15 protein-coding genes and 2 pseudogenes are annotated in these 24,571 nt (G+C 71.9%); 9 read left to right on the top strand and 8 right to left on the bottom strand.

Annotation, left to right across the window (positions count from 1 at the left end):
* Positions 1-57: 57 nt before the first annotated feature.
* The gene (locus ACLB9X_RS15405) at positions 58-1,419 is read left to right on the top strand and encodes a cation:dicarboxylate symporter family transporter (protein WP_410360920.1); all 1,362 of its coding nucleotides are present in this window, start codon (positions 58-60) and stop codon (positions 1,417-1,419) included.
* Between the two features lie 245 nt (positions 1,420-1,664).
* On the opposite strand, the pseudogene ACLB9X_RS15400 reads toward ACLB9X_RS15405, so the two are convergent.
* Positions 1,665-2,137 (bottom strand): annotated as a pseudogene (locus ACLB9X_RS15400) (aldo/keto reductase).
* Positions 2,134-3,054: an NAD-dependent epimerase/dehydratase family protein gene (locus tag ACLB9X_RS15395; protein ID WP_410360919.1), complete on the bottom strand. Its 921-nt coding sequence runs from the start codon at positions 3,052-3,054 to the stop codon at positions 2,134-2,136. Before ACLB9X_RS15395 ends, ACLB9X_RS15400 begins: the two are co-directional and overlap by 4 nt.
* Before the next feature lie 86 nt (positions 3,055-3,140).
* On the opposite strand from ACLB9X_RS15395, the gene ACLB9X_RS15390 reads away from it, so the two are divergent.
* From ACLB9X_RS15390 to ACLB9X_RS15380, 3 genes and pseudogenes are all read left to right on the top strand, one after another.
* Positions 3,141-3,662, top strand: coding sequence for an Lrp/AsnC family transcriptional regulator (locus ACLB9X_RS15390; protein ID WP_410360918.1), 522 nt, complete (start codon positions 3,141-3,143; stop codon positions 3,660-3,662).
* 54 nt (positions 3,663-3,716) lie between these two features.
* Positions 3,717-3,815, top strand: a pseudogene (locus tag ACLB9X_RS15385) (MerR family DNA-binding transcriptional regulator); the annotation flags it as partial.
* A gap of 267 nt (positions 3,816-4,082) precedes the next feature.
* Positions 4,083-6,350, top strand: a complete 2,268-nt coding sequence (locus tag ACLB9X_RS15380) for a HelD family protein (protein WP_410360917.1) — start codon at positions 4,083-4,085, stop codon at positions 6,348-6,350.
* A 32-nt stretch (positions 6,351-6,382) separates the two neighbouring features.
* On the opposite strand, the gene ACLB9X_RS15375 is transcribed toward ACLB9X_RS15380, so the two are convergent.
* From ACLB9X_RS15375 to ACLB9X_RS15350, 6 genes are all read right to left on the bottom strand, one after another.
* Positions 6,383-7,444 carry an IS30 family transposase gene (locus ACLB9X_RS15375; RefSeq protein WP_410361183.1) on the bottom strand — a complete coding sequence of 354 codons (1,062 nt, stop codon included), beginning with the start codon at positions 7,442-7,444 and terminating at the stop codon, positions 6,383-6,385.
* A gap of 346 nt (positions 7,445-7,790) precedes the next feature.
* A complete protein-coding gene (gene glgB, locus ACLB9X_RS15370) occupies positions 7,791-10,472 on the bottom strand; it encodes a 1,4-alpha-glucan branching enzyme (RefSeq protein WP_410361182.1) in 2,682 nt (893 codons plus the stop codon).
* Positions 10,473-10,891: 419 nt separating this feature from the next.
* A complete protein-coding gene (locus tag ACLB9X_RS15365) occupies positions 10,892-12,256 on the bottom strand; it encodes a maltokinase N-terminal cap-like domain-containing protein (RefSeq protein WP_410360916.1) in 1,365 nt (454 codons plus the stop codon).
* A gap of 175 nt (positions 12,257-12,431) precedes the next feature.
* The gene (gene treS, locus ACLB9X_RS15360; RefSeq protein WP_410360915.1) at positions 12,432-14,204 is read right to left on the bottom strand and encodes a maltose alpha-D-glucosyltransferase; all 1,773 of its coding nucleotides are present in this window, start codon (positions 14,202-14,204) and stop codon (positions 12,432-12,434) included.
* Positions 14,201-16,246: an alpha-1,4-glucan--maltose-1-phosphate maltosyltransferase gene (locus ACLB9X_RS15355; RefSeq protein WP_410360914.1), complete on the bottom strand. Its 2,046-nt coding sequence runs from the start codon at positions 16,244-16,246 to the stop codon at positions 14,201-14,203. The genes treS and ACLB9X_RS15355 overlap by 4 nt, the downstream gene beginning before the upstream one ends.
* Positions 16,247-16,517: 271 nt before the next feature.
* Positions 16,518-17,477, bottom strand: a complete 960-nt coding sequence (locus tag ACLB9X_RS15350) for an SDR family oxidoreductase (protein WP_410360913.1) — start codon at positions 17,475-17,477, stop codon at positions 16,518-16,520.
* Between the two features lie 118 nt (positions 17,478-17,595).
* Here ACLB9X_RS15350 and ACLB9X_RS15345 point away from each other — a divergent pair, with 118 nt between their 5' ends.
* From ACLB9X_RS15345 to ACLB9X_RS15325, 5 genes are all read left to right on the top strand, one after another.
* Positions 17,596-18,561: an AraC family transcriptional regulator gene (locus ACLB9X_RS15345; RefSeq protein WP_410360912.1), complete on the top strand. Its 966-nt coding sequence runs from the start codon at positions 17,596-17,598 to the stop codon at positions 18,559-18,561.
* Between the two features lie 148 nt (positions 18,562-18,709).
* Positions 18,710-20,170 (top strand): 4-hydroxyphenylacetate 3-hydroxylase family protein, encoded by a 1,461-nt coding sequence (locus ACLB9X_RS15340; protein ID WP_410360911.1) that lies wholly within the window; start codon positions 18,710-18,712, stop codon positions 20,168-20,170.
* Entirely contained in the window at positions 20,167-21,627 is a 1,461-nt protein-coding gene (locus ACLB9X_RS15335) for an MFS transporter (protein WP_410360910.1), read from the top strand. The genes ACLB9X_RS15340 and ACLB9X_RS15335 overlap by 4 nt, the downstream gene beginning before the upstream one ends.
* A 117-nt stretch (positions 21,628-21,744) precedes the next feature.
* Positions 21,745-22,866 (top strand): monodechloroaminopyrrolnitrin synthase PrnB family protein, encoded by a 1,122-nt coding sequence (locus ACLB9X_RS15330; protein WP_410360909.1) that lies wholly within the window; start codon positions 21,745-21,747, stop codon positions 22,864-22,866.
* A 42-nt stretch (positions 22,867-22,908) separates the two neighbouring features.
* On the top strand, positions 22,909-24,192 hold the full coding sequence (locus tag ACLB9X_RS15325) for an FAD-dependent monooxygenase (RefSeq protein WP_410360908.1): 1,284 nt from the start codon (positions 22,909-22,911) through the stop codon (positions 24,190-24,192).
* Positions 24,193-24,571: the final 379 nt, after the last annotated feature.

Here is a 24,571-nt window from a genome sequence, read left to right as displayed (position 1 = left end):
TGGATATTCACGACATCCATCGGGACATGGACGTACATGGAAATCGAGGAGGACCCCGTGGCCACAGGAGCCGTCAGGCGGGACCGTACCCACTATCTGTACATCGCGGTGATCATCGCGGTCGCGCTCGGCATCGCCGTCGGCCTGGTCGCTCCCGACTTCGCCGTGGAGCTCAAGCCGATCGGCACCGGGTTCGTGAACCTGATCAAGATGATGATCTCGCCGATCATCTTCTGCACGATCGTGCTGGGCATCGGCTCGGTGCGGAAGGCCGCGAAGGTCGGCGCGGTCGGCGGCATCGCGCTCGGCTACTTCGTGGTGATGTCGCTGGTCGCCCTCGGCATCGGCCTGGTCGTCGGCAACGTCCTGGACCCCGGTTCCAACCTCGCGGTGACCGACGCGGTCAAGGAGGTGGGCCAGGAGCAGGTCTCCGCCGAGGCCAAGGACACGACCGAGTTCCTGCTCGGGATCATCCCGACCACGATCGTCTCCGCCTTCACCGCCGGTGAGGTCCTGCAGACCCTCCTCGTCGCCCTGCTCGCGGGCTTCGCGCTCCAGGCCATGGGCCCGGCCGGCCGCCCGGTGCTGCGCGGCATCGAGCACATCCAGCGGCTCGTCTTCCGCATCCTCGCGATGGTCATGTGGGCCGCGCCCATCGGCGCGTTCGGCGCGATCGCCGCGGTCACCGGTTCGGCCGGTCTGGACGCGCTCAAGAGCCTCGCCGTGCTGATGCTCGGCTTCTACGTGACCTGCTTCCTGTTCGTCGTCATCGTGCTCGGCGCGCTGCTTCGGGTCGTCGCGGGTCTCAACATCCTCACGCTCTTCAAGTACCTGGGCCGCGAGTTCCTGCTGATCCTCTCCACCTCCTCGTCCGAGTCCGCCCTCCCGCGGCTCATCGCGAAGATGGAGCACCTGGGCGTGAGCAAGCCGGTCGTCGGCATCACCGTCCCGACCGGATACTCCTTCAACCTCGACGGCACCATGATCTACATGACCATGGCCTCGCTCTTCATCGCCGACGCCATGGGCAACCCGATGTCGATCGGGGAGCAGATCGCGCTGCTGCTGTTCCTCTTCGTCGCGTCGAAGGGTGCGGCGGGTGTCACGGGCGCCGGTCTGGCGACGCTGGCGGGCGGTCTGCAGTCGCACCGGCCGGAGCTGGTCGACGGCGTGGGCCTGATCGTCGGCATCGACCGCTTCATGAGCGAGGCCCGCGCCCTGACGAACTTCGCGGGCAATGCCGTGGCGACGGTGCTGATCGGTACCTGGACCAAGGAGATCGACAAGGGGCAGGTGCGCGAGGTGCTCTCGGGACGGCTGCCGTTCGACGAGAAGACCCTGCTGGACGACCACGCGGTCGTGGAGAAGGCCGGTGTGCCGGAGCCGCGCGACGACGAGCGCGAGCCGGTGAAGGTCTGATGCCCCGCCACCGGCGGAGGTGACGACCCTCGCCACCGCCACCGGCGGAGCTCCGCTCCCGCCACCGCCACCGGAGTGCGCCGGGCCCCACCCCCTCGGGCCCGGCGCACACCGCTGACCACGCCCTGGCGGAGTCGCCCCGAACGTGACCGGCCCTCGTGGAGCCGCCCGGAACTGACCGGCCGGGCGGAGCCGCCCGCCCCCGAACGCCGTTGATCCGGACGGAGCCGCCGCCGCTTACGCGCTCACGCGTCCAGCGCCGCCAGCTCATCCTCGGTCAGCTCCAGTCCGGCCGCCGCCGCGGAGTCCGTGACCGTGGCCGGGCGGCTCGCCCCGGGGATGGGCACGACCGTGGGCGACTTCGCCAGCAGCCACGCCAGCGCGACGCGTTGCGGGCTGACCCCGCGCTCGCGCGCCACGGTGTGGAAGGCCGACCGTCGGCCGTGCGCCCCCGGCCGCCTTTGGTGGCGACGAGCACGCAGCCGGTGTCCCCGCCGTACGAGGCGAGCGCGCGGGCCACGAGCAGTTCGCCGGTTCCCGGTTCGCCGACGGGCACGTGGTACGAGTCGGCCGTGTCGATCAGGGTGACGCCCGCGTCGAGCGCCGCGTGGACGGTGGCGACGGCCTGCCGTTCGTCGGGGTGGCCCTCGATGGACAGGGGCATGGCCCCGTACCCGATGGCGCCGACGCGGAGGTCGCCGAGCATGTGGTGTCTCACCGCCGGGCCTCCCCGTCGCCCCCGTGCGCGCCGAGCGTCTCGGCGACGGCGCGGCCCAGCCAGTCGGCGGTGTGGCCGAACGCGAAGCCCAGTGCGGTGGCGCGGGCATTGTCCATGCCGTAGGAACGGGCGAAGGAGAACGGCGACGTCTCGCCCACCTCCACCGCCGTGAATTCCGCCTCGGTGCCCGTGAGAGGACCGATCGCCGCGCAGATGTCCGCGGTCGTGAGCGGTCCGTGGGAATTCTCGTTCACGGGGCCGGTGAAGTCCCGCGCGGCCGCCCAGAAGAGGAAGTCGGCGATCTCCTCGACGTGAATGTAGGTGGCCGGGTGGTTCGTCGCGGGCACCGCGACCGGGCGGCCCGCGCGCATCAGGGACGCGTAGTGCCCCAGCCTCCCCGTGAAGTCGTCGGCCCCGCCCAGCACATGGGCGGTCCGCACGGACACCCAGTCGAAGCCGGCACCGGCCGCGAAGACGGCCTCCGCCTGGCGCTTGCCCTCGCCGTAGTGCCCGTCCCGGAAGTCTGCGTCGTCCCACGGGGCGGCGAGGTCGACCGGCAGGGTCAGCGGGTCCACGGCGTTCTCGCCGACCGGCGCGGCGGAGTCCTCGTACTCGTAGACCTCCACGGTGGAGGTCATGACGTAGCGCCCGGTGCGGCCCGCGAACACGCGGCGGGCGATGTCCGCCTGGCGCGGGGTGTAGCAGACCTGGTCGACCACCACGTCGAAGCCGCGCGGGCCGAGCGCGGTCCGCAGGGCGTGCTCGTCGCCGCGGTCGGCCCGCAAGGCCGTCACGCCCGCGGGCGGGGCGCTCGAACCGCGATTGAGCACGGTGACCCGGTCGCCGGAATTCAGCAGCCGGGATATCAGCCGCTTTCCGAAATACCGATTTCCACCGATGACCAGTACGTCCCTCATCCGACCCGGATCCTCGTTTCCTGCCCGCCGATTTCCTTGCGGGATACAAGTGTTATGTTTGCGGGTCGTGTCCTGAAGGGGGAGACATGGGAGATCCGGCCGCCGCGCCGAAAGAACCACGGCTTTCGAGGGCCGGCGCCGGGGAAACGTCGGTCGCCGCTCTGGACGCCGTCGACCGGCACATCCTGGAGATCCTCCAGAGGGACGGCCGCGTCAAGCTCAGCGAGCTCGGACGCCGGGTCCGGCTGAGCCCGGCGGCGGTCACCGAGCGCGTCCGCAGACTGGAGGCGTCCGGGGTGATCACGGGCTACGGGGCGCGTGTCTCACCGGCCCGGCTCGGGCACGGCATCCAGGCGTTCATCCGTGTGAGTCCCCACGGCGGGCACGACTTCAAGCACCCGAGGACGCTGGAGCTGCTGGAGCGCCCGGAGGTGATCGAGGCGCACCACGTCGTGGGCGAGGACTGCTGGATCCTCAAGGTCGCCGTCACGGACACGGTCCATCTGGAGGACGTGCTCAAACAGGTCTCGGCGCTCGGCCGCACGACGACGTCGATCGTGCTGACCTCCCCGCTGGAGCGCAAGCCGCTGCTGCCGTACGGCGGTTGAGCGCCGCCCGCCGTTGTTGCCTTGACGTCGGCGTCAAGGATCACGGTCGGGGACATGCGAATCGGCGAGCTCGCGGAGCGGGCCGGCACCACCACCCGCACTCTGCGCCACTACGAGTCCCGCGGGCTCCTGCCCGCCCGGCGCGCGGTGAACGCTCGACCCGCGCCAGGTGGGCGAGGAGGGTGCCTCCGGGGTGGGCCAGGCCGGCCGCGCCGTGCCGACGCAGCAGCGCCGTCGCCGCGGCGATGTGCGTCGATACATGCATGGGTGTGTCCACGGGCAGAAAAACACCCCGGGCCGAATTGACGGCACGGGGCTTTTTCTGCGTATATTGAATGTTTCCAAGTTCGCCTGCTTCACGGCATGGCGATAAACGCGGAGAAGTGCATTGGGTGACACGATATCGCGTCAGGAGCTGAATTGTCAACCGAGGAATTGCAGAACGAGCAGCAATTCATCACCGGGCTCTACGAGCGTCTCGACGCGCTGCGCGAGGAGGCCGAAGGGGCCGTCGCGACCACGTTGAGGCAGGCCAGTACCGGTCTCGCCCAGTCCCGCGTGGAACGGGACGTGTGCGTCGCCGAACACGGTGCGCACCTTTCCGCGCTCAACGCGGTCGACAACGGTCTGTGTTTCGGCCGCATCGATCTCAAGGACGGCACCCGCCATCACATCGGCCGCATCGGAATGCGCAAGGACGATCCGCAGCGCACCCCGATGCTCATCGACTGGCGCGCGCCCGTCGCCCGGCCTTTTTACCTCGCCACCGGCCACGAGGCGATGGGACTCAGCAGGCGGCGGCACATCAGCACCCGGGGCCGGACCGTCACCGCGCTCCACGACGAGATCCTCGACCTCGCGGACACCACCCGCACCGGATACGAGGCACACGACGCCGACGAGGTGCTGCTCGCCGCCCTCGGCGCCGCCCGCACCGGACGTATGGCCGACATCGTGCAGACCATCCAGGCCGAACAGGACCGCATCATCCGCGCCCCGCGCCACGGCGTGCTCGTCGTCGAGGGCGGACCAGGCACGGGGAAGACCGCGGTCGCGCTGCACCGCGCCGCGTACCTCCTCTACGCCCACCGCGAGCAGCTCGCCCGCCGTGCCGTCCTGATCGTCGGCCCCAACCCCGCCTTCCTCGGCTACATCGGCGAAGTGCTGCCCTCCCTCGGCGAGACCGGCGTCCTGCTGTCGACGATGGGCGAGCTGTTCCCCGGCGTGCACGCCACCGGCACCGACACCCCCGAGGCCGCGGCCGTCAAGGGCTCGGCCCGGATGGCGGACGTCCTCGCCCGCGTCGTCGCCGGCCGGCAGACACTCCCCGAGACCCTGCCCGCGGCCAGCGGCGAGGACGGCGGCGCCCTGCCCGAACCCGCCCTGGAGATCGACCACGCCGAGTACGGGACGCTGCTGCTGCACCGGGAGATGGCGTACGAGGCCCGCGACCGGGCCCGGGACACCGCACTCCCGCACAACCTGGCCCGCCCCCACTTCGCCTTCCGCATCATCGACGCCCTGACCGAGCAGCTCGTCGACCGGCTCGGCGCCGACCCGTACGGCGGTGAGAACCTGCTGGGACTCGACGACATCGCCCAGCTCGGCAAGGAGATCGCCACCAGCGCCGAGGTCCACGCGGCCATCGACACGCTGTGGCCCCCGCTCACGCCGCAGCAGCTGGTCGCGGACTTCCTCGCCGAGCCGGAGCCGTACCTGGACCCCGAGGACGCCGCCGCCGTCCGGCGCACCGGCGGAGCCTGGACGCCCGCCGACGTGCCGCTGCTCGACGAGGCCGCCGAGCTCCTCGGCTTCGACGACAGCGCGGAGCGGGCCGCGGCCGAGGCCGAGCGCCAGGACCGGATCGCCTACGCGCAGGGTGTCCTGGAGCTGTCGCACGGCTCGCAGACGTACGAGTTCGAGGACGAGGAGTCCGAGGTGCTCGCGGCGCACGACATCATCGACGCCGAGCGCATGGCCGAGCGCCACGAGGAGGCCGACCACCGCAGCGCGGCCGCCCGCGCGGCCGCCGACCGCACCTGGGCGTTCGGGCACATCATCGTCGACGAGGCCCAGGAGCTGTCCGCGATGGCGTGGCGGCTGCTGATGCGCCGCTGCCCGACCCGGTCGATGACCCTCGTCGGCGACCCGGCGCAGACCGGTGACGCGGCGGGCTGCGCATCGTGGCGGGAGATCCTGGAGCCGTACGTGGGCGACCGTTTCGAGCACACCCGGCTCGGCGTCAACTACCGTACGCCCGCCGAGATCATGGCGCTCGCGGCCGAGGTCCGGCGTGCCGAGGACCCGGCGTTCGAGCCGCCACGCTCGGTGCGCTCGACCGGTGTCGACCCCTGGCAGGTCGTGGTCGCCCCGCACGAACTCGCCCGCACCGTGGCCGAGCACGTCGCCCGGGCGCCGCACGAGGGGCGGCTCGCGGTGATCGCACCAGCCGCGCTGCACACCGCGCTCGCCGCCGAACTGCCGGACGTGACCGCGGGCGAGGAGCCGGACCTGACCCGGCCCGTCGTGCTGCTCGACCCGAAGGCGGCGAAGGGGCTGGAGTTCGACACGGTGATCGTGGTCGAGCCCGGCCTCATCCGCTCGGGCTCCGCGCGCGGCGTGAACGACCTCTACGTCGCCTGCACCCGCGCCACCCAGCGGCTCGGCCTGGTGAGCACCGAGGCGTAGACGCACCGGTGCCCCGCCGCCGCACGGTGGATTCAACAAATCGTCGCAACACAGGGAGTGTTGGGGTCGTTCTTCAGTAGCTCGGAGAAGCGCTCGGCTGGACTGTTCCAGCCGAGCGTCTTCCGCGGCCTTGCGTTCAGCTCAGCCGCTACGGCGTCCAGGTCCTCCCTGGAGTACTTCGACAGGTTCGCGCCCTTCGGGAAGTACCGCCGCAGCAGGCCGTTGGTGTTCTCGTTCAATCCTCGCTGCCAGGGGCTGTGAGGATCGCAGAAGTACACCGGCACCCCGGATGTCTTCGAGAAGGCGTGGTGGTGCGCCATCTCCGTGCCTTGGTCCCAGGTCAGCGACCGCTTCAAGGTGGCTGGCAGGCCCCTGACGGCCTCCCAGAGGGCGGTTTGCATGACTCCGGGGCTATGGCCGTTTGGCAGGTGAACGAGCAGCGTGTAGCGGGTGCTGCGTTCCACGAGGGTGCCGATGGCGGATCCGTTCTTCGCGCCGACGATCAGGTCGCCTTCCCAGTGGCCCGGGATCGCCCTGTCGTCGGCCTCGGCGGGACGCTGGCTGATCATGACCCTCGGGTGTGTGAAGCGAGGGGTTCTCTGGTCGGGGCGCCGGCGCCGCTTCCTCAGGCTTCGGCCGGTTCGCAGACGACGGCCGATCTCGCGCCATAGGCCGCCTCGGGGCTGGGCATACAGGGCCCGGTAGATCGTCTCGTGACTCACGTTCATCTCCGGGCGGTCTGGGAACTCCAGGCGGAGGATGTTCGCGATCTGCTCAGGACTCCACTTCTCGTCCAGGCGCCTCTGGATGAAAGATTGCAGCTCAAGACATGTTTCGACTCGTCTCGGCTTGGGGCGCGAGCGCCGTGACTCCGCCCGTTTCTGAGCGGCAAACGGCCTGTAGTACGAGGGGTGCGTCGGCCTGACGTTGCTGTTGCAGTTACGTCGGATCTCACGACTGACGGTCGACGGGCTGCGGCCCAGGGCGGCCGCGATCGACCGGATGGACTTCTTTTCCCGCCGCAGGTCAGCGATGCGGATGCGCTCCTCCTCGGACAGGTATCGGCTCGAAACGGGGAGCGCAGGGGCTCTCAGCTCGCCCCTGCGCGGGTTAAGGGGAAACGTGCGTGGAGCACCGACAACTGGTTGCACCGCGGCGCGGATCGCCTTGTTGCCGCCCCTGGCCGTTACACGCTCGGCGCGGCCGTTCAGCCACTCTTGGCCGGTCCTGCGGTTGATCCCGACGATGCGGCTGGCTTCTCCTGATGCTCACACCTTCGTGTACCAGTTCGAGAAACCGCTGCTTCACCTCGGGGGACGCCCTCTTACCGTTCGGGCGCCCCCCGGCAGTACTGGTCTTGCTTTTCATCGCCCACCCGGACGTCAGGTGTTGCGACGATCATTAGAACCCAAGCACCGGCAGCGGGGCACCTCGCGCCCGTCAGGCCGGGCGCAGCCAGATCGTCGCCAGCGGCGGCAGCGTCGGCGCGATCGACGCCGGCCGGCCGTGCGACTCCACCTGCTCGGGCTTCATCGGGTCCGCGTTGCGCACGCCCGAGCCGCCGAACCGCTCCTCGTCGGTGTTCAGGACCTCCACCCAGGCGGACACCGACCCCGGCACCCCGAGCCGGAAGTCGTGGCGCACCACCGGCGAGAAGTTGCTCACGGCGAGCAGTGGCGTGCCCTCCTTGTCGAACCGCAGGAAGGCGAAGACGTTGTCCTCGGCCGCCCCGCCGTCCACCCAGGCGAAGCCCTCCGGCACGGTGTCCAGCTGCCACAGCTCGGGCGCGTCGGCGTAGACCGCGTTCAGCTCGCGCACCAGGTCCCGTACGCCCCGGTGGTCGGGCTCCGCCGAGTACGACGGGTCCAGCAGCCACCAGTCGGGGCCGTGGCCCTCGGACCACTCCGCGCCCTGGGCGAACTCCTGGCCCATGAACAGCAGTTGCTTGCCCGGATGGGCCCACATGAAGCCGAGGTACGCGCGGTGGTTGGCCCGCTGCTGCCACCAGTCGCCCGGCATCTTGCTCACCAGCGCCCGCTTGCCGTGCACGACCTCGTCGTGCGAGATGGGCAGCACGTAGTTCTCGCTGTACGCGTACACCATCGAGAACGTCATCTCGTTGTGGTGGAACTTGCGGTGCACCGGCTCCTTCGCCACGTACTGCAGCGAGTCGTGCATCCAGCCCATGTTCCACTTCAGACCGAAGCCGAGGCCGCCGTGGTGGGTGGGCCGGGTCACGCCGTTCCACGCCGTCGACTCCTCGGCGATCGTGACGACGCCGGGGTTGCGCCGGTAGACGGTCGCGTTCATCTCCTGCAGGAAGGAGACCGCGTCCAGGTTCTCCCGGCCGCCGTGCTCGTTCGGCGACCACTGGCCTTCCTCGCGCGAGTAGTCGAGATAGAGCATCGACGCGACGGCGTCCACGCGCAGCCCGTCGACGTGGAACTCCTCGCACCAGTACGTGGCGTTCGCGACCAGGAAGTTGCGCACCTCCTTGCGCCCGTAGTCGAACTCCAGCGTGCCCCAGTCCGGGTGCGCCGCCCGCCCGGGGTCGCTGTGCTCGTACAACGGCCGCCCGTCGAACTCCGCCAGCGCCCAGTCGTCGCGCGGGAAGTGCGCGGGCACCCAGTCCACCAGCACGCCGATGCCCGCTTGGTGCAGGCTGTCGACGAGGAAGCGGAAGTCGTCCGGGGTGCCCATGCGGGACGTCGGCGCGTAGAAGCCGGTGACCTGGTAGCCCCAGGAGCCGCCGAAGGGGTGCTCGGCGACCGGCATGAACTCCACGTGCGTGAAGCCGAGATCCTTCACGTACCGGGGCAGCTGCTCGGCGAGCAGGCGGTACGTCAGGCCGGGGCGCCACGAGGGCAGATGCACCTCGTACACGGAGAACGGCGCCTCGTGGACCGGGCGGTCGCCGCGGTGCGCCATCCACTCGCCGTCCTGCCACACGTGGTGGGACACGGTCACGATCGAGGCGTTCGCGGGCGGCACCTCGGTGCGCCGGGCCATCGGATCGGCCCGCTGCGTACGCCAGCCGTCCGGGCGGGTGATCTCGAACTTGTACAGGGTGCCCTCGCCGACGCCCGGCAGGAACAGCTCCCACACGCCCGTCGCACCGAGCGACCGCATGGGGTGGCCGGTGCCGTCCCAGAAGTTGAAGTCGCCCACGACACGGACGCCGCGGGCGTCGGGCGCCCAGACCGTGAACCGGGTGCCGGTCACGCCCTGGTGCGTCATGGGGTGCGCGCCGAGCGCCTTCCACAGCTCCTCGTGCCGACCCTCGCCGATGAGATGCAGGTCGAGTTCGCCCAGCGCGGGCAGCAGGCGGTACGGGTCCTCGACCTCGAAGCCGTCCTCGTGGCCCTCGTAGGTGACGAGCAGCCGGTAGTCGGGGACGGTCCGCTGGGGGAGCACACCGGAGAAGAAGCCGTCGCCCTCGTCGTTCAGCTCGGCACGCAGCCCCTTGGCGACGACGGTCACGGAGAGCGCGTGCGGACGCAGGGCGCGGATCTCGATGCCGCCGCGGACCGAGTGCGCGCCGAGGACGGCGTGCGGGTCGTGGTGGCTGCCGGACAGGAGCCGTCCGCGGTCGTCGTCCCCGAGCGGCCTGGCGGCCCGTACGCCGCCGGTCCGGGGGCGCGGTGTGCCGCGCCCGCCGGAGCCCGTGCCGGTGCGGCCGCCGCGCTTGGCGGGCGCGGACCCGCCGGCCGGGTTCGCCGCGGTCCTTGCCGCGCGCGCCGTGGCCCCGCCCACGGCCAACGGCTCGCGCGCGGGGCCGTCCTCCACGGGATCGGCCTTGCGCGCCGCGGTGACGCGCCGCGACGCGGCTGCCTCACCGCCGACCGCGGGGACGGGGTCCGCCGTGGCCTTGCGGGCGGGGGCGTCGGCCCCGGTCCCGCGCCGCGCGGAGGGCACGGGTGCGTCGCCCGCGCACCGGGCCGTGGCCGTCGTCCCGGCAGCGCCCCCGTCTGCGGCCTCGTCGGCACCGGCCGGGGCCGCGGCTGCCGTGTCACGCCCCTCAGCCGCGCCCGCCGTGGGCGCGGGTGTTCCGTCCGGCTCCCGGCCGGTGTTGGCTACGGTCGCGGGCTCGGTGCCTGTGCGCCGTCCCTCGGGGGCGAGCACGGCCGCTGCGGGCCGGGGGGTCGCCGCCGTGGTGTCCCCGGCCACCGTGGGCGCGGGTGTTGCGCCCGGTTCCCGGCCGACCTCGGGCGACGAGCCCTCGCCCGCCGTGGGCACGGGCGCCCCGCCCGGCTCCTGTCCGGCGTCGGGACCGGTCGCGGGCTCGGTGCCTGTGCACCGTCCCTCGGGTGCGAGCACGGCCGCTGCGGGCCGGGGGGTCGCCGCCGTGGTGTCCCCCGCCCCCGCCCCCGCCGGAGCGGGCGTTCCGGCCCGCTCCCGGCCGGTGTCGCGCCCCCCGGGCGCGGGCGCCGGCTCGGGTGGGGCCGGTGTGGTGGGTACGGGCGGTGCCGGGGGCTCGGTGGGGGGCGGGGCGGCGGGGTGGGGGGAGCGGCGCGGGGTCACGGGGTGGGCCTCCTGAGGGGTCAGTCGAGCGTCGCGAGGCGGTCGATCGCGGCCATCGGCACCGGCAGCCAGTCCGGCCGGTGCCTGGCCTCGTACACGACCTCGTACACGGCCTTGTCGGTCTCGTAGGCACGCAGCAGTTCGGGCTCGGTGCGCGGGTCGCTGCCGCACGCCTCCGCGTAGCCCGTGCAGTACGCGTCGCGGCACGCCTCCGCCCAGGCCGGATTCCACGGGCGGTGCGTACGGGCGGCGTAGTCGAACGAGCGGAGCATCCCGGCGACGTCGCGCACCACCGGCTGCGGGCGGCAGCGCTCGGTGAGCGGCCGGGCCGGCTCGCCCTCGAAGTCGATGACGGACCAGGGCGTCGCCACGGGACCGCGCAGTATCTGGCCGAGGTGCAGATCGCCGTGCACGCGCTGCGCGGCCCAGATGCGTCCGCGCCGCCCGAGCACCGCCACCGCCTCGAACGCCTTCCGCAGTCCCGGCGCGTACGGCTCCAGCGCGGGAACGGCGCCCACGGCGTCCTCCAGCCGCCGGGTCATCGCGTGGGCCAGCTCCTCGCTCTGCCCGCCGCTCAGCTTCACGCTCGGCAGCGCGCGCGCCAGCGCGGTGTGCACCTCGGCGGTCACGTGCCCGAGCTCGCGGGCCTCCGCCCGGAAGGAGCGGCCCTCGGCCAGGGCCTCCAGGGCGAGCACCCAGCCGTCGCGCGAGCCGCGCAGGAACGGCTGGAGCACCCCCAGGGTGAAAGGTTCCGGCGCGGCCGACTCGTACCAGGCGACCAGCGTGGGGACGCGCTCGCATCCGGCACGGGCCAGCGCGAGCGGCAGCTCCAGATCGGGGTTGGGGCCGGGGTGCAGGCGGCGGAAGAGCTTGAGGATGTACGTGTCGCCGTATACGAGCGAGGAGTTGGACTGCTCGGCGCCGAGCAGCCGGGGCGCGAGCCCGCCGGGGACCGCGGGCGAGCCGTCGTACCGCCGGAAGCGCAGCGGCCCCAGCGACCCCGGCGTGCGCAGCCGCTCCAGGAGCAGGGCGGCGAGCCGTGGGTCGTGGGTGCCCTCGTACACGGTGCGCCCGGCCAGCGGGCCGTCGGTGAGATGGCCGATGAGCGCGGGGGCGAGTGCGGGCGGCAGGGCCTCCCGTACCCCGACGAGCAGTTGGTAGCAGTCGCCCGGCGACCCGGGCTGCTCGACCCGTACGAGCAGGTGCAGCAGGCCCGGTCCCGGACCCCGCAGAGGCAGCAGCTCGGTCACCGACACGAGCGAGAAACCGGTGACCGGCGTTCCCTTGCCCGCGAACCAGCGCTGCAGGGGCAGCCATTGGTGGAGCAAGGGGGCGAGCGACGGAAGCAGAGCGAGCGGGATCCGGGTGGATGCAGCCTCCGACATGGGCATCGCGTCCTTTCCCCGGGTACACCACGAATGCGCAAAGTGTCCCGGATTACAGCTGTGGCTGTCCGGCGGCGCGCGGGGATGAGGGGGAGAGTGCCCGGTGCGGGGCGGCGGAAACCGCCCCGCCGGCGCCGGGGGCGCCTTTCGACCGTGATTCCCCCTCAGGGGGCCGTCAGGGCACGGTGTTTCCCGTGGCGGTGCCGGGCAGCACGGCCGGTGCCGACGCCGGTGCGGCGTCCTTGCGCAGGCGGAACCAGTAGAAGCCGTGGCCCGCGAGCGTCAGCAGATACGGCCACTGGCCGATGGCCGGGAACCGCACCCCGCCGATCAGTTCCACCGGGTGCCGCCCGCTGTACGTCCGCAGATCGAGCTCGGTCGGCTGGGCGAACCGGGAGAAGTTGTGCACGCAGAGCACCAGATCGTCCCCGCCGTCCTCCTTCGAGGGGGCCTCGCGCAGGAAGGCGAGCACCGCCGGGTTCGACGACGGCAGTTCGGTGTACGAACCGAGTCCGAAGGCCGGGTTCTGCTTGCGGATCTCGATCATCCGGCGGGTCCAGTGCAGCAGCGACGACGGAGACGACATCGACGCCTCGACGTTGGTGACCTGGTAGCCGTAGACCGGGTCCATGATGGTCGGCAGGTACAGCCGGCCCGGGTCGCAGGAGGAAAAGCCGGCGTTGCGGTCGGGGGTCCACTGCATCGGCGTGCGCACCGCGTCGCGGTCGCCGAGCCAGATGTTGTCGCCCATGCCGATCTCGTCGCCGTAGTAGAGGATCGGCGAGCCGGGCAGGGACAGCAGCAGCGCGGTGAACAGCTCGATCTGGTTGCGGTCGTTGTCCAGCAGCGGGGCGAGGCGGCGGCGGATGCCGATGTTGGCGCGCATCCGCGGGTCCTTGGCGTACTCCGCGTACATGTAGTCGCGTTCTTCGTCCGTGACCATCTCGAGCGTGAGCTCGTCGTGGTTGCGCAGGAAGATGCCCCACTGGCAGTTCTTCGGGATGGCGGGGGTCTTGGCCAGGATCTCCGAGACCGGGTAACGGGACTCGCGCCGCACCGCCATGAAGATCCGCGGCATCACCGGGAAGTGGAACGCCATGTGGCACTCGTCGCCGCCGGCGGCGTAGTCGCCGAAGTAGTCGACGACGTCCTCGGGCCACTGGTTGGCCTCGGCGAGGAGCACGGTGTCGGGGTAGTGGGCGTCGATCTCCTTGCGCACCCGCTTCAGGAAGGAGTGCGTGCGCGGCAGGTTCTCGCAGTTGGTGCCCTCCTCCTGGTACAGGTACGGCACGGCGTCGAGCCGGAATCCGTCGATGCCCAGGTCCAGCCAGAACCGCAGCGCCGAGATGATCTCCTCCTGCACGGCGGGGTTCTCGTAGTTGAGGTCCGGCTGGTGGGAGAAGAACCGGTGCCAGTAGTACTGCTTGCGTACCGGGTCGAAGGTCCAGTTCGACGACTCCGTGTCGACGAAGATGATGCGGGCGTCCTGGTACTGCTTGTCGTCGTCGGCCCAGACGTAGTAGTCGCCGTACGGGCCGTCGGGGTTGGTCCGGGACTCCTGGAACCACGGGTGCTGGTCGCTGGTGTGGTTCACCACGAAGTCGATGATGACGCGCATGCCGCGCTGGTGGGCGGCGTCCACGAACTCCACGAAGTCGGCCAGGTCGCCGAAGTCGGGCAGCACCGAGGTGTAGTCGGCGACGTCGTAACCGCCGTCCTTCAGGGGTGACTTGAAGAACGGCGGCAGCCACAGGCAGTCGACGCCCAGCCACTGCAGATAGTCCAGTTTGGCGGTGATTCCCTTGAGGTCGCCGATGCCGTCGCCGTTGCTGTCCTGGAAGGAGCGGACGAGGACCTCGTAGAAGACGGCCCGCTTGAACCAGTCGGGGTCGCGGTCGCGGGCGGGAGTGTCCTCGAAGGTGTCGGGAACGGGCTCATTGACGATCATGATGTGGGTGACCCTCCGGTCTGCGGGGACGGTCGCAGGGCGACGATGTGCGCGGGCGTGATGCCCGGCTCGAGGCGCACATAGTTGGCCCTGCCCCAGTGATAGGTCTCTCCGGTGAGCTCGTCGCGCACCGGTACGGTCTCGTGTTCTCGGAGTCCGAGTCGCGGCATGTCCAACGAGACCGTGGCCTCCTGGGTGTGGTGGGGGTCGAGGTTGGCGACGACGAGTACGACGTCCTGGCCCGAGCGCTTGGAGTAGACGATCACCGCCTCGTTGTCGGCGTGGTGGAAGTGGACGTCGCGCAGCTGCTGAAGCGCGGGGTGACGACGCCTGAGCCGGTTCAGCAGGGTGATGAGCGGGGAGATCGTGCGGCCCTCCCGCTCGGCCGACTCCCAGTCGCGGGGCCGCAGTTGGTACTTCTCCGAGCAGCGGTACTCCTCGCTGCCGCCGCGCAGCGGGACGTTCTCGCACAGCTCGTACCCGGCGTACACGCCCCACGACGGCGACAGCGTGGCCGCCAGCACCGCACGCACCTCGAACGCGGGCCGGCCGCCCTCCTGGAGGTAGGCGTGCAGGATGTCGGGCGTGTTCACGAAGAAGTTCGGCCGCATGTACGAGGCGGCCTCGCCCGACAGTTCCCGGACGTACTCGGTGAGTTCGTGCTTGCTGTTGCGCCAGGTGAAGTAGGTGTACGACTGCTGGAAGCCGATCGCGGCCAGGGTGTGCATCATGGCCGGTCTGGTGAACGCCTCCGCGAGGAAGACCACGTCGGGGTCCGTCCCGTTGATCTCGGCGATCACCTGCTCCCAGAAGACGACGGGCTTGGTGTGCGGGTTGTCGACGCGGAAGATGCGCACTCCGCGGTCCATCCAGAACCGCAGCAGCCGCACCGTCTCGCGCACCAGACCCAACATGTCCGCGTCGAACGCGATGGGGTAGATGTCCTGGTACTTCTTCGGCGGGTTCTCCGCGTACGCGATGGAGCCGTCGGGGCGGTGGCGGAACCACTCCGGGTGCTCCTTCACCCAGGGGTGGTCGGGCGAGCACTGGAGCGCGAAGTCCAGCGCGACCTCCATGCGCAGCGAGCGGGCCGCCCGCACGAAGTGGTCGAAGTCCGCGAGCGTGCCGAGGTCGGGGTGGATCGCGTCGTGTCCGCCCTCGGTCGAGCCGATCGCCCAGGGCACGCCGACGTCGTGCGGGCCCGCCGTCAGGGAGTTGTCGCGGCCCTTGCGGTGGGTGGTGCCGATGGGGTGGACGGGCGGCAGGTACACCACGTCGAAGCCCATCGCCGCGACGGCCGGCAGCCGCTCGGCCGCGGTGCGCAGCGTCCCGGAGACGGGCGGCTCGCCCTCCGTCACCACCGCGCCCTCCGAGCGCGGGAACAGTTCGTACCAGGAGCCGTACAGCGCGCGCCGGCGCTCGACCTTGAGCGGCAGCGGAGCCGAGCAGCTGACGTGTTCGCGCAGGGGGTGACGGGCGAGCGCGGCGGCGGCGTCGGCGGCGAGGGCGGCGGCGAGCCGCGCGTCGGCGGACCGTTCGGTGTCGCGGAGCGCGTCGGCGACCGCGAGGACCGCCTCCCGGCCGTCCTTCTTGGGCACCCCGGCCGCCGCCCGCTCGTACAGCTCGGCGCCTTCCGCGAGCACCAGTTCGGTGTCGATGCCGGCCGGGATCTTGATCTCGGCGTGGTGCCGCCAGGTGGCGACCGGATCGCTCCACGCCTCCACCGTGTAGGTCCACGCGCCCTCGCAGTCGGGCGTGACGTCGGCGCCCCACCGGTCGGTGCCCGGGGCGAGCTCCCGCATGGGGGTGAAGGGCCCCGGGCGGCCCTTCGGGTCGTGCAGCACGACATTGGCCGCGACCGCTTCGTGGCCCTCGCGGAAGACCGTGGCGGTGACCTGGAAGGTCTCACCCGCCACGGCTTTCGCCGGCCTTCTGCCGCAGTCGACGAGCGGGCGTACGTCCAGGACGGGAATGCGACCAATGAGCGAGTTCACAACATCACCTGAGGGCTGTACGGGCAGGGCGGGTCGGATGCGTCTCATTTGTAACTGCTCGGTCGGTGACTGGCCGGGTGCGGGCATGTCGGCTCCTGTCCGCGTTCACTCGGGTGGCCGGAAAGGATGCGATCGGGGGCTGCGCTCGCGTACGTACCGGATGAGCCTTCCCACGCCGTCGGGGAGGCCAATCCGGCGATGTGTTAACTACTAGGACGTAGCGGGGCGCGCAAGGTGGACGAAAAAGGACCGGACCGTCACGGTGACGGAACCGGTCCTTCCTGTTTGACCCTTGTATACGATCGCTGCCGACGGGCCGTCAGGCCGTCTCGGCGGACTCCGACTGCGACTCGGCCGTACGGCCCGACCACATCTGCCACGGCTGCCGGGTGACCCACTCGTCCACCGGCGCCGCCGTGAACGACAGCTCCCGAGCCGCCGCGCCGTCGTCGCCCGCCATCAGGCCCGGCTCGGCGCCGCTCGCCATGAAGTGGTAGATCCCGGCCACGCCGGCCGCTGCTCGATGGCCCAGGATCTGCGCGAGTCCCTGCTCGAAGACGTGCGGGTCGAGTGCCGTGTAGCGCACGGGACGTCCGAGCCCCCGGGCGAACGCCTCGGCCAGCTCCGGTCCGGTGAGGGTCCGTTCGCCGCCGATGTCGAAGGCCCGGCCGGCCGCCCCCTCGGCGGTGAGGGCCCCGTACACCGCCTGGGCCAGGTCGCCGTGGGAGATCCAGGCGGTGCGGACGCCGGCCGGCAGCGGGTAGGCGAGCACGCCCTCGTTCACCAGCGCCGGTCCGTTCCACGGGCTGAAGAGGTTGTCCAGATACACGGGAGGGCGCACGACGACAAGTTCCACGCCGCTCTCCGCGAGGCTCTCGCGCAGCACCGTCTCCACCAGGCGCCGTGTCTCGAAGGCCGCGATGTTCGTCGTCCGCTGCGGGACACGGGTGTTGGCGTTGTAGACGATCCGGTGCACCTTGCTGTCCCGGGCCCCCCGCGCGATGTGCTGGGCGTAGCGCATGACCTTCTCGGCCTCGTACACCAGCGGCATCGTCACCACGGCATGGGTCGCGCCCTGGAAGAGCTGCCGCACGTCCTCCTGCCGCCCCAGGTCGCCGCTCGCGACCGAGACCCCGGGCAGCTTCGGGCGGTCCTCCTCGGGCTTGCGGCTCAGGGTGCGTACCCGGTGGCCCCGCTCGGCCAGCAGACGGGCCGTGGCACCGCCCTGGAAACCGGTCGCCCCCACCACGGCTACGCGCATCGGAATGTGATCGGACATGTCTCAGAAGGGCCCTTCGATAGGGTGTGGCTGCTGCCGTGAACGGCACTTCCAGGCTCGCGGCGGCGGCTTCGGCCGATCAATTAACAATCCGGGGCGGGGGTTGAAGGATCGTCCAATGGACCGACCACTGGAACCGACCCATAGTGAGCGTGACGACCTCCTGAGCGAGCTGCTGAAACCGCTGCGGCTCACCGGGGTGTTCGACAGCAGGTGGCATCTGCGCGCGCCGTGGGCCATCGAGGGGGACGCCGAGCAGAGCTGCGCCGTACTGCACTTCATCACCGAAGGGGGTTGCTGGATCACCGGCGAGGACCAGACGCCGATCGAACTGCGCACCGGCGACCTGGCCGTCTTCCCGACCGGGACGGCGCACCGGCTCGCGGACCGCCCCGACCGGCGGGGCGTCTCGCTCGCGGCGGTGCTGCCCGAGCGCCGCCCCGGCACGTCCGGCGAGATCCGCATCGAGGGGGAGGGGCCCGTCAGCAGAATGCTGTGCGCCGGACTGCACTACGACGCGAGCGCGGCCAGCAGCCTGTACAAGGCGCTGCCCTGGGCCCTGGTGCTCGACGGCTCCCAGGTCGACCGGGAGCCGCTGCTGCGCGACACCCTGCGGCTGCTCGCCACGACCGACCGGCCGGTGGGACCGGGCGACCGGCTCATCACCCTGCGCGCCTTCGAGATGGCGCTCGTGCTCGCGCTGCGGCCGCTGCTGCGCGACCTGGCCGGAAACCCCTCGGCGCTGCCCGTCCTCGGGCACCCCGGCATCAGCCGGGCCATGGTGATCATCGCGACCCGGTTCGCCGAGCCGTGGACCATCGAGTCGCTCGCCCGCGAGGTCGGCATGTCCCGCTCCGCGTTCACCGCGGCCTTCCGGGACCTCGTCGGCGAGGCGCCCGCCCGCCATCTGACGGGCCGCCGGATGCAGGAGGCTGCCCGGCTGCTGGGCGAGACCTCGCTGCCGCAGTCGGCCGTGCCCGAACGGGTCGGCTACCAGAGCACGGTCGGCTTCCACCTGGCCTTCCGCAAGTGGTACGGGATGACGCCCGGCGAGTACCGCAGCAAGGGTGCGTCAGCCGCATGAATGGCCGGTTCTTAAGGACCGCTGGACGGTCGTTCATTGCCCGGTGTCCTCGGCGGGGGACAGGCTCGGCTGAAACCGGGCACCGCCGGCCGGCCCCGAGCGCGGCTGGGCGGAGTCCGTCCAGCCGCAGTCCCTTCGAGGAGAGACGTTGACCAGGTCCGGCCAGGAATACCTCGCATCGCTGCGGGACGGGCGCGAGGTGTGGCTCGACGGCGAACGCGTCGCCGACGTCACGCGCCATGCCGCCTTCCGCAACACCGCCGCGTCGCTCGCCCGGCTCTACGACCTGGCACAGGACCCGCGGTACGCGTCCGTGCTCACCGCGGACGGCGCGCACCGCGCGTTCAAGGTCCCGCGCTCGTACGAGGACCTCGTCGAGCGGCGCCGCGCGTACAAGGTGTGGGCCGAGTCGAGCTTCGGCTTCCTCGGGCGCACCCCCGACTACATGGCGGGCGGCGCGGCCGGATTCGCGGCGGCGCCCGCGGTGTTCACCACCGACGGCTTCGACGGCGCGGACAACGCGGTCGCCTGCCACCGCAGGCTGGCCGAGGGCGACCTCTACCCGACGTTCACCATCACCAACCCACAGATCGACCGCACCAAGGCGGCGTCCGAGCAGGAGGAGGACGACCTGGTCGTGCGGGTCGTCGCGGAGAAGGACGGCGGCGTCGTGGTGCGCGGCGCCAAGATGATCGGCACGGCGGCCGTCTTCGGCAACGAGGTCGTCGTCGGCACCATCGAACCGCTCGCGCCCCAGGACGTCGACCACGCCCTGTGCTTCTCGGTGCCCATCGCCACCCCCGGCCTGAAGTTCCTCTCCCGTACCTCCTACGAGGCACAGGCCCGCAGCGTCTTCGACAACCCGCTCTCCTCGCGGTTCGACGAGAACGACGCGCTGCTCGTGTGCGACGACGTGTTCGTGCCGTGGGAGCGGGTGCTGACCTACCGGAACGTCGACGCGACGTTCGGCATGTGGTGGCGCACCCCGGCGTACGTGAACTTCGTGCACCAGGCCGCCACCCGCTTCTGGACCAAGCTGGAGTTCCTGACCGGCATCGCCATCCTGCTGACCAAGGCGAACAACACCTACCAGCTGCCGCCCGTCACCCAGGCGATCGGGCGGCTGATGGGCAGGGTGGCGCAGGCCAAGGCGTTCGTGCTGGCGGCCGAGGCGTCGTACGAGCAGGTCGACGGCGGCCGCGGTGGCGTGATGCCCGGCAAGGAGATCTCGTTCGCGCAGCGCATCGTGGCGGGCGAGCTGTACCCGGCGGCGGTGCAGGAGATCAAGACGCTGGCGGGCGGCGGAGTCATCCAGCTCCCCGCCTCCGCCGAGGACCTGCTCCACCCCGAACTGGGGCCGCTGGTACGGAAGTACATCCGCTCGCCGGGCCACCCGGCCGAGGACCGCGTCAAACTGCTGAAGCTGGCGTGGGACGCGCTCGGCTCGGAGTTCGCCTCCCGCCACGAGCAGTATGAGCGCTTCTACCACGGCGCACCGCACGTCTACCTGACGCAGCAGGTGTGGGAGGGCGACACCGACAGCTGCGAGGCGCTGGCACGGGCGTGTCTGTCCGGGTACGCGCTCGACGAGAGGACCCCGCGACGGTGACCCCCGACCGCAGCGCGGACGCGACCCACGCCGACCGGGCCGCGTCCGGGGCCGGCCCCGCGCTCCTGCTGCTCGCCGCCACCCAGCTGCTCCTCATCATGGACACCGCGATCGTCAACGTCGCCCTGCCCTCCGTGGGCGACGACCTCGGGTCCGGCTCCGCCGGGCTGTCGTGGGTGGCCAACGCGTACCTCATCACCTTCGGCGGACTGCTGCTGCTCGGCGGTCGGGCCGCCGACCTGTTCGGACACCGCAGGCTCTACCTGACCGGCCTCGGGCTGCTCGCCGCCGCGTCCGCCGCGGGCGCCGTCGCCGGCAGTCCCGGGCCGCTGATCGCCGCGCGTGCCGCGCAGGGCGTGGGCGCGGCGCTCGCCGCGGCCGCCGCCTTCGCCCTGCTGCTCACGCTGTTCCCCGACGGGCCCGGCCGGCACCGGGCGCTCGGGGTGTTCGCCGCGATGGGCGGGCTCGGCGGGGTGCTCGGCACGGTGCTCGGCGGCGTGCTCACCGATCTCCTCGGCTGGCGCGCCACGTTCTGGCTCAACGTCCTCGTCGCGCTCGTGCTCGCCGCCGCCGCCCTGCGGCTGCTCGCCCCGGGCGCACGCCGCCGCGAACGGGGCTTCGACATCGGCGGCGCCCTCACCGCCACCGGCGGGCTCGGGCTCCTCGCGTACGCCCTCGTCGGCGCGGGCGAGGCCGGCTGGACCGGCGTGCGGACGCTGCTGAGCGGGGCGGCGGGGCTCGCCCTGCTCGTCGCGTTCGCCCTGCTGGAGCGGCGCGCCGCCCGGCCGCTCGTGCCGCCCGCCGTGCTGGGCCGGCCCGCCCTGCGGCTCGCCAACGTCCTCGCGGCACTGGCGCAGATGGCGCTGTTCCCGATGTTCTTCCTGGTCAGCCTCTTCCTGCAGAGCGTGCTCGGCCACACCCCGCTCGCCGGCGGCCTCGGCCTGCTGCCGCTGTCCCTGGTCGTCGTCGCGGTCGCGCCGCAGACCGGCCGGCTCATCGGCCGACTGGGGCTGCGCCGCACCATGACGCTCGGCTTCGGCCTGCTGCTCGCCGGCATGGTGTGGCTGGCGCTCGCCCTCGACGCCGACGGCACGTTCCCGGCCACCGTCCTGGCCCCGAGCCTCGTCCTGGGAGTCGCCCTGCCCCTCGTCATGGTCACCACCAACGTGGCGGCGACCGCCGACGCGTCGCCCGACGAGACCGGACTCGCCTCCGGACTCGTCAACACCAGCCAGCAGTTCGGCTCGGTCCTCGGGCTCGCCGTCCTGGTCGCCGTCGCCACCGCGGGGACCGCGGCAGCCGGTGACGCCGCGGCCGAGACCGCGGGCTTCAGGTCGGCCCTTCTGGCCGGAGCCGTGTTCGCGGCCCTGGCCACCCTCCTCTCCTCCCGGCTGCGGCTGCCCGCGCCCGCCATGGCGCCGCCACGCCAGGACCGGGTCGGCGGCGCCGTGGAGTGAACCGGGGCGGGACGGTGTCCCCTGCGAGAGCCGTGCGGCCCTGCGGCACCACGGCGCCCGCGCACCACCCGCCCCACATCCCACCCAGTGAACCGTTCTGTCCGAAGGGACATTCCGTTGACCCTGTACGACCTTGTCGCGCCCGGTCTCGATGTGCTTGGCGAACCGCGTTACCGGATATCGGAGATATGCGCGGCGGACCCGCTCGGCGCGGACGCGCTCCTCGCCGCACTCCCCGCGATGAACGCGGACGCGGACGTCCCCGCGCTCACCGTCGCCCTGCGCACCCTCGTACCCGACGAGGACCGGGTGGCCTCCCTCGGCATCGTCGACGCGCTCGCCGCGATGCGCGACCTCGGCATCCTCCTCGGCTCGCTGAAACGTCACGGCACGCAGCCGCTCGCGGCCGTCCCCGAGGCGCTGCCCGTCCTCGAGGAACTCGGCCGCCGCACCGACATGATCCCGCGCGACACCGTGCACCACTACACGACCTGGAACCCGTCCGGGAAGCGCCGGCGGATGTACACGGGCGACCCGATGGAGGGCAATCTCCAGGACGCCGTCCGCATGGTCTTCCCCAGCCTCGTCGCCTCGCTCGACACCTGCGCGGAACTCGCCCGTCTGGAGCCCTACGATCCCTGCTTCGCCCTCGTCCTCGACCGCGTCGCCCAGCAGGTGCAGGCCATGGTCGACGCCATCGACCTCACCGTCGCCCGCGTCTCGCCCGCCTTCTTCGCCCGCGAAATGCGCTCCTACTTCGAGGAGATCGACGTCGCCGGCCGCGCCTATCTCGGCCCCGCCGCCGCCCAGGTCCCGCTCTGGCTGGTCGACCTGACGCTGTGGCAGTGCGACCGCGGTAACGAGCGCTACGACGCCTTCCTCGACGAGTCCGTCGAGTACAGCCTGCCGTCCTGGCGCGCGCACTACGCGGCCCACCGCGGCGGCGTCTCGGCGGTCTCCAAGCTCTCCGCCGCCTTCAGCTGGGAGGGCGGCGGCCGCGTCCCCGCCACGCTCACCGCGTCGGCCGTCTCCCTCGCCCGCGTCCTGCGCATCCTCAAGACCTTCCGCGCCCGCCACCTCACCATCGCGCGCAAGGCGTACAGCGACGAGGTACGGCTCTACGACGCGGGCAGCGGCGGCGCCCCCGTCGCCCTCCTGCGCTCCGTGCTCGACCTGACCCGGGACAACGAGACCCTGGTGCGCCGCTCCGTGGAGCCGCCCGCCCGTGTCGCCCGCTGACCGTCGAGGAGAGCCACAGGAGAGTCCGAGGAGACCGTCCCCATGACCCACATCATGATCGCCGGCGGCGGCATCGCCGGTCTGACCGCGGCGCTGGCCCTGCACCAGGCGGGGTTCGAGCGGATCACGGTCGTCGAGGCGACCGAGCAGATCCGCCCCGTCGGCGCCGGCCTGAACATCATGCCCAACGCGGTGCGCGAACTCGACGCGCTCGGCGTGCTCGACCGCGTCGAGGAACGCGCCGTACGCACCCGGGAACTGCGCTACTACCACCGCAGCGGCGGCCTCATCTCCCGCGACCCGCGCGGGCTGGGTGCCGGCTACCACTGGCCCCAGCTGTCCGTCCACCGTGGCGAGCTGCACCGTGTGCTGGCACAGGCCGTGCGGGCCCGGCTCGGCGAGTGCGCCCTGCTCGGCGGCGTACGCGTGATCGGCGTCGACCCCCTCCCCGGCGCCCGCCCGCGCGTCACCCTGGAGCACAGCGACGGATCCACCCGGGGCCGCGCCTCGCTGGAACCCGATCTGCTCATCGGCGCGGACGGCATCCGCTCCGCCGTACGCGCCGCCCTCCATCCCGGCGAGGGGGATCCGCCGTGGAACGGGATGCTCGTCTGGCGCGGGATCTCCCGCATGCCCGCCGCCCGCGCGGGCCGCTTCATGCTCATCGCCGGGGACGACCGGCTGAGGGCGGTCGTCTACCCGATCTCCGAGCCCGCCGACGGTGGCGACGTCCTCGTCAACTGGGCGCTCGCCGCGCCCTCCGGGACGGCCGGGGGCACCTTCCGCGGCGACTGGAACCGGGCCGTCCCCGTGGCATCCTTCGCGGGCCGCTTCGAGGGCTGGGAGTTCGACGGGGTCAGCGTCCCGGAGGTCCTCGCCGCCGCCGACGCCGCGTACGAGTACCCGATGGTGGACCGCGACCCGCTGCCCGCCTGGTCCCTGGGCCGTACGACGCTGATCGGCGACGCGGCCCACGCGATGTACCCGATCGGCTCCAACGGGGCGACCCAGTCCATCGTCGACGGCCGCGCGCTGGCCCACGCGCTGGCCCGCCACCGCGACCCCGTGACCGCGCTCGCCGCCTACGAGGCGGACCGCCGGCCGGCCATGACCCGCCTGCAGCTGTCGAACCGGCAGCAGGGCCCGGAAGTGGTCATCGATCTGGCGCACCGGCGTGCGCCCGGCGGATTCACGGACGTCCACGACGTGATCCCGGAGTCCGAACTCGCCGAGATCGCGGCCCGGTACGCGGCCGCCGGCGCGTTCGACCCGCAGAGTGTCAACCAGGGTTCCCCGTACGGGGGAACTTTGCGCACGTCCCTCTAGCGGCCGTTGGTGGTTGCCGTCGGCGGCGGTTTCCCGCGGCCGACGGCAGGTCCTGGCCGCGCACATGGGCGAGTGAGCCGAAGGGGCGCGGCGGTGTCGAAAGGGATGGGGGCACTCCCCCTACGCCCTGCGGGCGTGGTGGGACCCCCACCCAGCGGTAGCTGGGGGAGCGCGGAGGTCCCGAGGAACGTGGGGGTACCCCCGGACGAAGTCTGGGGGGGACCGAGCACGATCGACCGTCGACGCCGTCTTAGACGTCGTCTCATTTGGGGTGCTGGGTAGTCTGCACGGCGTGGTGATAGTTGAGCGCTTTGTGCCGGACGAGTTGTGGGAGCTGTTCGAGCGGGTGGTTCCGCCTGCTCCATCGCGGCCGCAGGGT

Source organism: Streptomyces sp. 5K101 (assembly GCF_046506645.1).
Lineage (GTDB): Bacteria > Actinomycetota > Actinomycetes > Streptomycetales > Streptomycetaceae > Streptomyces.
Note: the sequence above shows the minus strand (reverse complement) of the source record. Positions and strands in the feature narration are given on the sequence as shown.